We start from the raw sequence: 13,920 nt of genomic DNA, 5'->3' as shown, positions 1-13,920 counted from the left end.
CTTTACTCTGCTTGAAGCATTAGATCATGCTGATGGCCAAGCTAAGAATGACCTGATATTTGAACTCCCCGTTTATGCGGTAGATCGTGATGGTGATGACTCATTAATGTCGCCACTGAAAGTGACGGTCAGCGATGATGTTCAAGGCATGCAAAATCAAACGCTGAGCATTACGGAACCAACGGTTGCAGATTTAGCCGCTGGTGTTGTCACGACAGGTACTGTCGATGTCATGCCAAACCAAAGTGCCGACGGGGCAACGATTACCCAGTTTACTTACGATAACAACGTGTACACGTTAGTTCAGGGGACAACCGGAGAGCAGGTTTTCCCTGTTGCTGAAGGTAAACTGTATATCACTCTGGAAGGTGATGTCCGTTTCGAACCTAATCGCAACCTCAATCATTCAGGGGGCGATATTGTTAAGACTATTACGGTCATGTCTGAAGATAAAGATGGTGACGAAGTCACGTCGACCGTTACGCTTACCATTTCAGATGGTGCTCCACCTGTTATTGATAACATACCACCAGTCGCCTTGGCTGAAGCAAACTTGCTTGATGGCACCTCTCCGAGCATAACGGTCACTCAAACCGGAACAATGACGTTTACATCTGGTAGTGATGATGTGAACCACTTCCGTATTGATACTGCGCAGTTCAACACAACTGGGGACCTAAAATCGGATGGTCTGGTTGTTAAGCTAAAAGAAGATCCTCTAAACAGCGACAATTATATTGGCTTCGTAGAAAACGGTGGTGTCCAAACGGACATTTTCACCATCACTTTTGATAGTTTGGTGCTTGGTCAATATACCTTCACATTGTTAGAAGAGTTAGATCACCTGCCTGTGCAAGGTAATAACGTTCAAATCTTCACCTTGCCAGTTATTGCGGTCGACCAAGACAATACGGATTCAGTAATTAAGCCTCTTACGGTGACTATTACTGATGATGTACCCGTCATTACGGATACAACAGTTGCGAGTACGTTTGTTGTTGATGAAGATGATTTAGGCTCTGTTGTGGCTCAAGCGACAGGCTCGTTTGTGACCACAGAAGGTGCAGACCAAGTAGAGGTTTACGAACTGCGTAACGTAGCCACTCTAGAAACTACTCTGACATCAGGCAATGAAGCGATTTCGATCACTGAGGTCACTGGGGCTGCGAACACAACCACCTACCAAGGTGCGACCACAAGTGGGACTCCGATTTTTACTCTTGCACTTGGTAACGATGGGTCATACACATTCACTTTACTTGGCCCTCTAAATCACGCTACTGGATCAAATGACCTAACCATACCATTTAATGTTGTGGCGGTAGACGGTGATGGCGATGACTCCAACCAGTATCAACTACCAATTCAAGTCATTGATGATGTTCCGGTAATGGCGCCGCCGACGGGCGAAACGGTTGTCGATGAAGACGACCTTTCAGGCATAGGTTCGGATCAATCTGACGACACTATCATCAATGGACTGTTCACCGTCGATGAAGGTGCCGATGGCGTTGTGAAGTATGAACTGGTTGATGAAGATTTAGTCTTGACCGGTTTAACCTCCGATGGAGAAAGCTTAGAGTGGCTAGCTGTTTCACAAAACGGCACAAAATTCACATACGTTGCTCAAACTGTGACCAGCAATGAAGCGGTGTTTGAGATTGTTTTCGATACCTCTGATAACAGCTATCAATTCGAATTATTTAAACCACTGAAGCACCCTGACGGTGCAAACGAGAATACGATAGATCTTGATTTCTCCATCGTTGCTGAAGATTTTGATCAAGACCAATCGAATGCGATTGATCTCAAAATAACAGTCACTGATGATATTCCATTAGTGACAACACAATCGATTACTCGTGTTGAAGGTCAGGGTTATCGCGGCTCTATAGTCGATATGTTTGCTGATGCTACAGATGTCGGTGCCGATGGCGCGGTACTGAGCAAAATTGAAGCATTTGACGGAAGTGGAATTGTTTTCCGTTCAGGGAACAGTGGGTCTTACAGTAGTGACTTCGATTTAAATAGTGGTACTCAAGAGGTACGAGTATATGAGCAGATCAATGGCGCTGTTGATCCTCGAGAGCTGGGTCGACTGAAAATAAACTCAAATGGTGAGATAGAGTTTAGAGCCAATAATTACTTAGAGCATGTTGGTGATGAAATTAATTTCTCTATTAATGTAACAGCGAAGGATGGCGATTCAGATACGTCATCGACACCCTTGGACATCACTATTACGGATAGGAATTCGTCGAAAATCGCGCTGACAGTGACCACCTTTGAGGATGCGGGTAGAGACTCGACAATACCATATGCTGCAGGTGATGCTCCGATTCTTGAAAATATACAAGACAACCAAAGCGGATTACCTAATGCACCAGCTCAAGTTGCGCTTCAGGTTAACCTGAATGACAGGGATAACAGCGAGTCTATCGGTCAACTGATTATAAAAAACAGTAACCATAGAGGCACGTTCTATTACTTTGAGGGTGGTGAGTATCACAAGTTAACGCCTGAAACTAACGGTCAAATATTATTTGGACCGCCTCAAATGCAACAAAGCTATGCTTTAAACCCAAGTGAAGTAAGACAAACCATTGCAACCATCGAAAACCTTTATTTCGTTCCTGACCAAAACTATGGTTCAGATAGTAATGGTGTTGAGATCCGCTATCAATTGGAGATCGATAATGGAGGCACTCTTGACCACAAAGTAAACTCAAGCTTCAAAATCGAGATTGAAGCGGTAGCTGATATTGCTACTTGGAATGATGGCAATAGCACTTATCAGTATCAAGTCAATGAAGATGAAGACAATGTCACATTACAGCTGAATGCAGAATCACAAGATAACACTCAAACTGAAACGATCACCTATGAGTTAGAAGTTATCGAAGGCGACGGGAAGTTTGAGCTTCTTGATAAAGACGGCAATGTGCTTACTCTGACGGCGGATGGTGTATATAAAATAGCAGCAGAAGACATTAACACCACCGTGGTTAACCCTATTGATAATTTCTCGGGTCAGATTAAATTCAAAGCAACAGCGGTTACAGAAGAAACACTTAACCCTTATGAAGATACTGCCAACGGCGGAGTAAATGATAAAACTGAGGCCCGTTCTGTAGAGCAAAACATCATTATTGATGTCACTGCTGACGCTGACCCTGGAAGGTTCAGTGTAAATCGCATTCAAATCAACGAAGACAATATTGATAATCCCGACTACCTTGGGCCTTTGGATAACAAAGATGCATTCACGCTAGACGAAGTCATCACCATGACAGGGTCGGTCGATACGGATGGCTCTGAAGAACTGTTTGTTCGTATCAGCAATATTACAGAAGGCGCAGTGCTTTACTTTGTAGGTACAACCACGGTAGTTCCTATTGTCAGTGGTACCAATTACCACGAAATAGCGTATTCCGATTTGGCTAACGTTGAGGTGGTTCCAACTAAACACAGCAATGTCGATTTCACTTTTGATGTTACAGGTGTAGTGAAGGACACTGCAAACCTGTCAACCAACCCACAACAAGTCGATGTAGAAATACTCGGTACTAAAACGGTTAACGTTGAAGTGAAAGGAGTTGCTGACACACCTTATGGTGGGACGAATGGTACCGATTGGACCGCAATTACAGATGGTACTGCAAGCGGTGTTCAAACGACGATTCAAGAGAGTCAAAACGGCGACAGCTTTGCTCTGCTTGACTTCACGGTATTGTCGGGTGAGAGAAAGCCTGACACCGGCACTACACCATTACCGGACGATGGTTCCGAATCAATAACGGTTATCTTATCGGGTATTCCTGATGGCGTTATAATCGAGGATGGTGACGGTACGGTTATTGATCTTAACTTTGTGGGTTACGAAACCGGACCGGGTGGTAGCCCTGATTTATCAAAACCTATCTACGAAGCTAATATTACGGAGGCGGGTACAACGTCAGGTATTCGTATTCGACCTGTCGACTCTTCGACCGAGAATATCCACATTCAAGGCAAAGTGATCGTAACGGAAAACGACGGTCACACACTTTCTTTTGATCAAGAAATTCGAGTGTTGGTTGAGCCTATCATCGATACCTCAAGAACCTACGACAACGTCACAAACGGGAACGAAGATACGGCTATCAACATCGATTGGCATCCTGAAGGCGTTGACTATATCGACTCAGATGAGCATTTCACCTCAATTAAGATTTTCGGTATTCCACCGGGTGTCACACCCACCGTAAATGGTGATGTGACTGTTGTGAATGATGGTGCGGGTACGTTAACGATTACCCCTAAAGACGCGAATCAGACGCCGGAACAATTTACCCAAATTGCACTAGCGAATAACTTTATTCAAATGACTCCGCCAACGGACTCTAGCGTTGATTTCACATTGACGACAGAGGTAGACGTTGAGGAGCGTGATCACGAATATGTGGACTCTTCTAACCCAGGTGAGGGTATTGCGACTGCGACGGTTAAAGGTACGATCAATGTTATCGTAAGACCCGTTGTTGAGACTCATGATGGCATCGATAATCAGCTTATCGTCGACGACGTGGCTGGAACTGGTTCTTTGGGTACGGTGAGCGCCGATCCTTTGACTGGTGTACTCAAGTTTACAACCAACAGCGACAATCCGTCCGCCACGGATGAATTTGTTATTCGATATCAAGAAACCGATGCATCATCTGCTATTGAGGAAGTCGACCAACTGGTTATTCAATTAACGAATAATGACCCGAATAAGACTCCATTATCAGATGACGTATTGAATCAATTACTCGTTATTGGCGCGGCTTATGAAGGCGATGGTCGTTGGGTTGTGACGAATGAGGACTTGTTTAGTATCAGTGCTCCTAATGGTCTTGGTTTCCCTCCTATTTCTAATCTTCCAGACGTATTCAATGACATCAAGATGACTATCTTTAGTACGGTGGTTGATCGCGGTGATGGTGTTGAGGTTGAGTCATCTCCTGCCGTTATTCGGGAAGGCGAAGTGACTTTGTCATTCCCAGAAGTACTTGTCGGGGGAGGTGAGGTCGCAGCAGATATTACGATGACACCAAACAGTGTTGTCGATGCCATCGAGGACACACAGCTAGATTTGGGAGCTGCGCTAGATAGTTTGATCACTTTCTCTGGAGAAGATGCTTCGGTAGACCAAGTGACCATTATCATTGATGACTCCGTGACCATTAACCCAGGAGGCACTTTCCCAATTAGTTTAGCGGGAAGCAGTGAAGTCGATTTTGTTAATGGAAAATATGTATTTGAGACAACCGTTGAACAGGGCGTTCCAACTGATTTCTCAGGGCTGTTACTTAACTTGCCTGCCGATTACTCGGGTGACTTTAGATTACCTCTAACCATAGTGACCAAAGATACGCTCTCTGGTGATGAGAAAACGTTAGTTACCGACGTCGTCATCAAAGTCGCGCCAGATGCGGAGACGGACCCTACGATTGAGGTGAATGTCGTCGGTTCGCTTGATGATGCCTTTAATCCTGTTGATAACGACGGTCAGGCTGGACAAGATCCGGTGGGTTACGAAGACACCTACATTCAACTCGACTTCAATTCGACTATTTCGGATCAGGTATCAGGCGTCGAAGGGGGGCAAGAGGCGTTTACATCCATTACTTTGACGTTGGATGACCCTTCAATAGGGGCATTCTATGACAATACGGGTACCTCACTTGGTACCTCAGTCACGTTTAATCAAGCTGAAATCGCGGCGGGGGCGCTCGATAATGTCCTCTTTAGGGCGATAGAAAACTACCCAACTGGAAATGATATTAACCAAGTGCAGATTAATGTAAGTGGTACAGTTACAGATACCGCAACCTACAATGATTCTGCTTTTCCGGTAGGCACTGCAACCGACTCCGATACCTTCAATACAAGTGTTCGTTTTGATGTTGTTCCGGTTGTTGATGATGTACATGTCTCTGGACCGGGTAGTGACCCTGATGTAATCGAGATTACCGGCAACGAAGACCAGCTTATTTCCTTGTCAGGTACAGGACCTGTATCGATTGCACTGACTGACCTTGATGGATCAGAACAGTTTGTATCGATTAAGTTCACCGATGTACCTGATGGCTTCCAGATGCGTGTAGATGCTGGTTCTGCTTACACTGTGAAAAACAACGGTGGCGGTGAGTGGAGTGTTCAATTGCCTCAAGCTTCTGGGCTTTCATTCGACTTAAGTGAAATTTCGATTTTACCGCCTAAAAACTTCAGTGGTACTGCTGAGTTTGGTGTTGAAGTGTTCACTCAAGAGTCGCTACTTGGTGTACCGACTGCGGCTGCAAACTTACCAAGCTTCAAACTGCATGTGGTGCCTGTTGGTGACGATGTTGATACCAATCCTACGGACTCTGTAACAGGCAACGAAGGGCAGAATATTGATATCGAAATCAATGCGACTATTTTAGATAAAGAGTTGTCGGCCACAGGAAGCGGAACGTATACCGAAAATGCACCCGAAACCCTTCGAGTCGAAGTGGCTGGTGTTCCTCAAGATGCTTCTATCTACTACCCTGACGGAACCACTATAGGTAGCTATGATCCAGCGACGCAACTCTGGACACTAAACGTCCCAGCTCAGTCGTTAGATAAGATCGTATTTAACTCTGGCGAACATAATAGTGATACAGGTAATGCTTTGGGTATTAATGGTCCACTGCAGATTACCGTTCGTTCTGTGGATACAGATGCTGATAACACGGAGCATTTAGGCACACCAACGAGTTTCAATGTTGATTTAGTGATTGATCCTATCAACGATCAACCGACCTTTGTCAATGTGACTAACCTTGAAACGACAGAAGACTCTACTGGCGTGGCAATCAACAACTTTAGTATCTACGATATCGACGCAAACTTTGATAATCCAGATGCACCGTATGTACTGACGCTAAAAGTTGACCAAACACTGCCGGGTGCACAGGGCGAGTTTGTACTCCCAAGCACTCAATCCAATGGTGTGACATTTGTATTGCAGGCTGATGGCTCACTTGTCATGACAGGTAAAGAAGCTGACATCAATGCAGCGCTAACTAATGGCGAGGTTACGTTTAAACCGGACCCGGATCAGAACTATCTCAATCTGGGTGGGTTAGTGACCATTAATGCTACGATCGATGACGGTGGTAATAACGGTTTGATTGATGCGGGTGATCCGAATACCGCTCAAACGAATCAAACTACCTTCACTATTAAAGTGACGGAATATAATGATGCTCCGATAGCGGCCAATGTTGATTTGGGCTCGATTCCGGAAGATGGCCAAATCGTGATTGTTGAGGGTGACTTGATTACGGCAAGCTCTGATATCGAAAATCATAACCTTACCGTAACAGATATCAGCCTTACTCAAAATCAAGGTCAAGGTCAGCTTCAGAGGTTTGAGAACATTGCTGGGGTGGATGACAATTCGATTAATGGTCCATACTGGGTGTTCACGGCAGCTGATGATTATAATGGAGACGTCAAATTCAATTACTCCATTATCGATGATGGTACAACCGACGGTTCGCCGGACTTCAAAGTGGGCAGTGCGGAAATCAGCCTTGTAGTTACAGAAGTTAATGACCAACCAGTGGCAACCGATATTGATTTGGGCACCATGCTTGAAGAAGGTCAGCTAATCATCAAAGCTGAAGACCTGATTACAGCGACGACAGACCCTGAGGGGCATGCCATTACGGTAACTAAGGTCGAAATCGATCAAGGTCAGGGGCAAATTCAGAAGTTTGAGAACGTTGGTGGGGCGGATGACAATTCGATTAATGGCCCATACTGGGTATTCACGGCAGCTGATGATTACAATGGCGATGTTACATTCACCTATACCGTAGAAGATAACGGTACAACCAATGGCTCAAATGATTTCTTAACGGATACCGCGGAAATCAGCGTTGTGGTACAAGGTGTTAACGATACACCTGTTGTTAATGGTGACAATGTCACTGATTTTATTGATGAAGAATCGGGTCAGCTGCTGAGTGGCATCAATGTCAGTGATCCTGATTATGTTGATTCATTTTCTAATGACTTGATGACGGTCACTTTGACGGTGGATTACGGAACGTTAAATGTGTCGCTGCCTGCCGTGACAACTGTGATGGTGAATGGCAACAACACAGGTTCGGTTATCTTAGTAGGTACGTTGAGCGACCTAAATGCATTAATTGACACACCGACTAGCCCTGCGGGTGTTTATCTGGATGCGAGCCTGTCTCCAACCAATAGCATTGGCTTGGAAGTCATCGCGAAAGATAGCGGAAACCCTTCTGGTATCGTCATTGAAACCACGCCAGTTATCTATGATATAGCAGTGACTCCTGTGGCGAATGCGCCGACCTTGTCGATTGATACTGCGTCTAACTACGTCAGAAATATCACCGCTAACCAGTCAGTAAGCGCTAGCGGCGTTCCTTTGGTTGGTATTATTGCTGCCTTGACCGATATTACGGAAGAGCTAACGCTACGTATCAGTGATGTGCCTGTTGGTGCTCAAATTACGAGTGATGTGGGTTCAGTGACTGATGTCGGTGGTGGAGTTTGGATTGCCACGGCGGATGCGATTGACACTGTGAAAGTGGTCGGGCTTTCTGATACGCCGGGAAGCTACACACTCAAAGTGGAGGCGGTTTCAGAAGAGCTAGATAACAGCGATACTGCAACATCGGCTTCGATAGACCTCAACTTGAACATTGTGTCTAACGGTGTTGATATCGATTTAGCTACAGAAACCGACGATGTTCAGTTATTGGCAGGGGCTGGCAATATCGACCTGACAGCGGGATCTGGAAATGATCGTCTGGAAGGTGGTTCGGGTGACGATACGTTAGTTGGCGGTGACGGTAACGACACACTCATTGGCGGCGGCGGTTCCGATATTCTGACTGGTGGCGACGGTATGGATTCGTTTGTATGGTTCAACATCGAAGATGGTGTCGAAGATACGATTACCGACTTTAGCCTATCTGAAGGAGACCAACTCGATCTAAGAGAAGTGTTACCTGAGCTGAAAAGTGCCTCACCAGATATAACAACACTGCTGCAACACATTGATGCGAAGGTCGACGGGGATGATATTGAACTTACGATTAACCCTGATGGCTTAGGCACTGCAGAGCAAGTGATTGTGGTTGAAGATCTTGCACCACAGCTGACGTTAAATGGCACCATGCCTTCTGATATTCTGGATGCGCTAGTGCAACAAAATGTTATGACTCACGGTTAACGCTCAATTGATAAGCGCTAGTGATTAGAAGTGAATAATCAAACCATAACGAAATAGGCCAGCAATGCTGGCCTATTTTTTATTAAATCTTGCTGAATGAGCCCCGATAAACCAATAGCCTCGATAAAACAACAAAAAGCCCATGCTGTCGGGGGAAAGCATGGGCATTATTTTATGTGTTATATCAGCTAAGCGAATAGTGTTCTTTCTCTATACTATTTGAGAATCGCTCCATCATTTAGCTTTTTTGCAGGGTTTTTGGCCGCATTAACCAGTAGGATACCAACGGTTAGTACCATCGAACCACATAGTAGGAACAACAAGCGTCCTGTTGGTTCGTTTGGAATCAGAGCCATTGCTAGGATACCGAAACCTGCTGTGCTGATAAGCTTACCAAGCATTGAACGCTGTTTAGTATCTAGGTTTTGTTGCTCTTCACCTTCCGCTACTAATGGTGTGTTCCAGTTAGTGAATAGTTGGTCAACTTCTTTCTCACGTTCAGGCGATAGGCCTTTGTAGAAGCGAGAAGTTAGCATGAAGTAACCACCAGTAAACACTACGTGAGCAGCTAAGCTAAGACCTACTTTCAAGTCGCTCCATTCACGGCCAGTAAGCGCTGTTTCCATACCGAATAGGTGCTCGATGTCTTCTGCTTGAAGCGAGATACCGAAGATGTAAGAAACGAAACCACCAACCACGAGAGTAGACCAACCAGCCCAGTCAGGCGTCTTACGAATCCACATACCAAGTAGTACAGGGATAAGCATTGGGAAGCCAATTAACGCACCTACGTTCATTACGATATCGAACAAGCTCAAGTGACGTAGAGAGTTAATGAACAAGCCAATCGCGATGATGATAACACCCATCATAATAGTCGTTAGCTTACTTACAATAACCAGCTCTTTCTGAGTCGCATTTTGACGAAGAATCGGGCTGTAGAAGTTCATTACAAAGATGCCAGCGTTACGGTTCAAACCTGAATCCATAGAAGACATCGTTGCAGCGAACATTGCTGACATAAGAAGACCAACCATACCTGCTGGCATTACGTTCTGTACGAATGCTAGGTAAGCAGCATCACCCGCTTTATCACCCATTGAAGCGTACTCTAATGCGAACTCAGGCATGAATGCACTTACGTACCATGGTGGTAGGAACCAAATTAGTGGACCAACAACCATAAGGATACATGCTAGGCCTGCCGCTTTACGTGCGTTTTCACTGTCTTTTGCACATAGGTAACGGTAAGCGTTGATGCTGTTGTTCATTACACCGAATTGCTTCACGAAGATGAACACAACCCAAAGGATGAAGATGCTCATGTAGTTTAGGTTGTTACCTAACATGAAGTCGCCGTCGAAGTTAGCAACGATGTTAGTTAAGCCACCACCGTGGAAGTAAGCCGCAACCGCACAAGTGATTGTCACGGCCATGATTACAAGCATTTGCATGAAGTCAGAAGCAACAACCGCCCAAGAGCCGCCTGTTACTGCCATCAATACTAGAACCATACCCGTTACCACAATGGTTGCTTCCATTGGGATGTTGAATACAGCAGCTACGAAGATAGCGAGACCGTTTAGCCAGATACCTGCAGAGATAAGACTGTCAGGCATACCTGCCCATGTGAAGAACTGTTCAGACGTTTTACCAAAGCGCTGACGAATAGCTTCGATCGCCGTTACCACACGAAGTTGGCGGAACTTTGGAGCGAAGTACATATAGTTCATGAAGTAGCCAAAAGCATTGGCTAAGAATAGGATTACAATGACGAAACCGTCATTGAACGCGCGTCCTGCGGCACCTGTAAACGTCCATGCTGAAAACTGTGTCATGAAGGCGGTTGCACCAACCATCCACCACAACATTTTGCCGCCCCCTCTGAAGTAATCACTTGTAGAGGTGGTGAACTTACGGAACATCCAACCAATCGCGATTAAAAAGAAGAAGTAGGCGAGAACAACAAAAGTATCAATAGTCATCTTTTCAGCCTTTTAAGTTTCATAATTAACTGACACCTAGATTACTCCTTCTGCATGTTTATTTGTACTACAATATGTCTTTAGCGTGATCTGGGGCGCATGTTTATTTCATCATAGATGGCACTTAAAGCCGTTTAAGAGCTTAATTTTTTGCAATTATTTCAAACTTCATCGTTGTCGTCGGATAAATGCTTGAAAGTAAGCATTTAAAATAATAATACAAATATCCGTATGGTTATAGGGATTAGTTGAGCGAGCGTGTTGATTGAGAAGTGACAAAACTCTAATAAGTATGGTTAAAAATAAAATAGGTGTGTCCACTTTATATCACGTAATAAAAAAGCGAGCACAGAGCTCGCTTTCGTCGTTGAACAAGTGCAGCCGGTTAACGCGAACCTATCTATTGACTAGCTCGACAGCGTCACGAACAAGCTTGCCTAGTTCGTCCCACTTACCTTCGTCGATAAGGTTAGTTGGAACCATCCAAGTACCGCCACACGCAAGAACAGAAGGGATCGATAGGTATTCATCTACATTCTTCAAGCTTACGCCACCAGTAGGCATAAATTTAACAGGGTAAACCGCTGTTAGTGCTTTAAGCATACCTGTACCGCCAGAAGGCTCAGCAGGAAAGAACTTCAACGTGCGAAGGCCCATTTCCATTGCTTGTTCAACTAGGCTTGGGTTGTTAACACCCGGTACAATTGCGACACCTTTATCGATACAGTATTGAACTGTACGAGGGTTAAAACCTGGGCTTACGATGAAATCAACGCCAGCTTCGATAGATGCGTCAACTTGCTCGTTAGTCAGTACAGTACCTGAACCGATTAGCATGTCTGGGAATTCTTTACGCATGATGCGAATCGCTTCGATTGCACATTCTGTACGCAGTGTGATTTCTGCACATGGCATGCCGTTTTCAACCAGTGCTTTGCCTAGGGGGATGGCATCTTCAGCACGGTTGATAGCGATTACAGGGATTACTTTTAGGTTTGCTAGTTGTTCATTTAATGTAGTCATGAATTCTTTCTCACGTTAATAATGGGTCTGCTTTCAACTAAGCAAACCCTTGATTAATAGTTAAAGTGCGCAATTATAGAGACAAATCAGGGGTCGCTTCTAGAGGAATGATAGCACCTGGATGCTGAATCACAGTCCCTGCCACAATGTGACCTGCTAATGCTGCATCACGCGCATTGCCACCGCTCAAGCGTTTAGCCAAGAAGCCTGCACTGAACGAATCGCCAGCCGCTGTTGTATCAACGATGCTGTCTACTGGGTTTGGTGCAACGTACTGAGCACTTTGGCTTTCAACCACTAGGCAGTCTTTCGCGCCACGCTTAATGATGATCTCTTTCACTCCAGACTCAGACGTACGTGCAATACACTGTTCAATGCTTTCGTCGCCATACAGCTCTTGCTCGTCATCGAACGTCAGTAGCGCTGTGTCGGTGTACTTAAGCATCTTCAAGTACCAAGAAATCGCTTCTTGTTGGCTTTGCCAAAGTTTTGGACGAAAGTTATTGTCGAAGAATACTTGGCCGCCTTGAGCTTTGAATTTGTCTAAGAAGCTGAATAGCTGTGCGCGTCCGTTCTCTGTCAAGATAGCAAGCGTAATACCACTTAGGTAAACCGCGTCAAAAGAAAATAGCTTATCAAGTAGAGCAGGCGTGTCTTGCTGGTCAAACATGAATTTTGCTGCAGCATCATTACGCCAGTAGTGGAAACTGCGTTCACCAGTTTCATCGGTCTCGATGTAGTAAAGCCCTGGTTGTTTGTGATCAAGCTGAGCAATTAAGCTAGTGTCGATACCTTCCGCTTGCCACTTTTCTAACATGTCGGTACTGAATGGGTCAGTGCCTAGTGCTGTTACGTAGCTCGTGTTGATATCTTGCTCTTTTGTTAAGCGAGACAAGTAAAGTGCTGTATTCAGTGTATCGCCACCAAAACTCTGCTGAAGCCCGTCTTGTTTCTGTTGTAGCTCAACCATGCACTCGCCAATGACCGCGATGTTTAATGATTTCATATGCTTACCTTAGCAACTGAGGTTGCGCTAGTTATTATTTTAGGAAATCTTCACGCGCAGGATTGAAGATATCAAGAAGGATGCTGTCTTGCTCTAGAGCAACGGCGCCGTGCATCATGTGTTTACGCGCGAAGTAAGCATCGCCTTCTTTAAGCACTTTCTTTTCACCTTCGATTTCAGCTTCGAAGCTACCACGAACAACATAACCGATTTGGTCGTGAATTTCGTGAGTATGAGGATGGCCAATTGCGCCCTTATCAAAACATAGGTGTACAGCCATAAGATCGTCAGTGTACGCGACGATTTTACGCTTGATACCACCGCCCAATTCTTCCCATGGGTTTTCATCTAGAATAAAGAAAGAGTTCATTGTGTATCTCCTAATCTGTTTAAATCTTTTAAGTGTTACTTAACTGTGTTCATCATAAAGGAATGAGGTTAATTGTAATACAATATATCTAGCGTTGTGTGATATTGATCAAGCGATACTTTATATAGCGCAAATAAATCAACAACTTAACAAATGCCTGATATTTAGTGTTATCTATTCATATCAATAGCTTATGCGGGTTTATGTGATTCTGCTCATCATTTTGCGACGAATAGGTACAATTAAAGCTAATATTGTATTACTTTATATGGAG

General features: G+C 44.7%; 5 protein-coding genes. 1 reads left to right on the top strand and 4 read right to left on the bottom strand.

Features of this window, described 5'->3' with window-relative positions:
* A partial coding sequence (locus AB4232_RS20670) for a cadherin-like domain-containing protein (protein WP_372087902.1) occupies positions 1-9,262 on the top strand: 9,262 nt, incomplete at its 5' end.
* 215 nt (positions 9,263-9,477) lie between these two features.
* Here the strand turns inward: AB4232_RS20670 and AB4232_RS20665 are convergent.
* The 4 genes from AB4232_RS20665 to AB4232_RS20650 form a co-directional block, all read right to left on the bottom strand.
* Positions 9,478-11,247 carry a sodium:solute symporter family protein gene (locus tag AB4232_RS20665; protein ID WP_009846515.1) on the bottom strand — a complete coding sequence of 590 codons (1,770 nt, stop codon included), beginning with the start codon at positions 11,245-11,247 and terminating at the stop codon, positions 9,478-9,480.
* Between the two features lie 396 nt (positions 11,248-11,643).
* Positions 11,644-12,270 carry a bifunctional 4-hydroxy-2-oxoglutarate aldolase/2-dehydro-3-deoxy-phosphogluconate aldolase gene (locus tag AB4232_RS20660; RefSeq protein ID WP_009846516.1) on the bottom strand — a complete coding sequence of 209 codons (627 nt, stop codon included), beginning with the start codon at positions 12,268-12,270 and terminating at the stop codon, positions 11,644-11,646.
* Positions 12,271-12,343: 73 nt separating this feature from the next.
* Positions 12,344-13,276 (bottom strand): sugar kinase, encoded by a 933-nt coding sequence (locus AB4232_RS20655; protein ID WP_372087901.1) that lies wholly within the window; start codon positions 13,274-13,276, stop codon positions 12,344-12,346.
* A 34-nt stretch (positions 13,277-13,310) separates the two neighbouring features.
* Positions 13,311-13,646 (bottom strand): cupin domain-containing protein, encoded by a 336-nt coding sequence (locus tag AB4232_RS20650; protein WP_009846518.1) that lies wholly within the window; start codon positions 13,644-13,646, stop codon positions 13,311-13,313.
* Between the last annotated feature and the right edge of the window lie 274 nt (positions 13,647-13,920).

This window comes from Vibrio sp. 10N.286.46.A8 (genome assembly GCF_041470165.1).
Lineage (GTDB): Bacteria > Pseudomonadota > Gammaproteobacteria > Enterobacterales > Vibrionaceae > Vibrio > Vibrio tasmaniensis_A.
The sequence above is the reverse complement of the archived record's forward strand: the minus strand, read 5'-3'. Positions and strand labels throughout refer to the sequence as shown.

Bases quoted from the DNA above. Each gene is read 5' to 3' on its own strand.
- AB4232_RS20665 (WP_009846515.1), bottom strand. From the start codon at position 11,247: ATGACTATTGATACTTTTGTTGTTCTCGCCTACTTCTTCTTTTTAATC.
- AB4232_RS20660 (WP_009846516.1), bottom strand. From the start codon at position 12,270: ATGACTACATTAAATGAACAACTAGCAAACCTAAAAGTAATCCCTGTA.
- AB4232_RS20650 (WP_009846518.1), bottom strand. From the start codon at position 13,646: ATGAACTCTTTCTTTATTCTAGATGAAAACCCATGGGAAGAATTGGGC.
- AB4232_RS20655 (WP_372087901.1), bottom strand. From the start codon at position 13,276: ATGAAATCATTAAACATCGCGGTCATTGGCGAGTGCATGGTTGAGCTA.